The organism is Mesorhizobium carmichaelinearum (assembly GCF_900199455.1).
Lineage (GTDB): Bacteria > Pseudomonadota > Alphaproteobacteria > Rhizobiales > Rhizobiaceae > Mesorhizobium > Mesorhizobium carmichaelinearum.
On the sequence record NZ_FZQR01000215.1, the window covers coordinates 1 to 246 of the forward strand.

Consider the following 246-nt stretch of genomic DNA (forward strand, 5'->3'; position numbering starts at 1 on the left):
CCGTCGCGCTGATTGCCGCCGTCGTCGTGCTGTTGCCGGCGTTGTCCACCGCCTTGGCCGTGAAGCTGTGCGCTCCGTCCGACAGCGCGGCGGTCGTGAGCGTCCAGGTGTTGCCCGTGATCGTGGCCGCACCCAGGTCCGTGCTGCCGTCAAACACGTGCACCGAGGCCACGCCATTGCTGTCGCTCACCGTACCGGAAAGCGCCAGCGTGTTGTCCTTGGTCAGGCCGCCGCTGCTGATCGTCG

1 protein-coding gene is annotated in these 246 nt (G+C 68.3%); it reads right to left on the reverse strand.

Features of this window, described 5'->3' with window-relative positions; translation table 11 throughout:
- Positions 1-246 (reverse strand): Ig-like domain-containing protein (locus CKW40_RS44325; protein ID WP_179298330.1); only part of this gene is annotated, 246 nt, incomplete at both ends.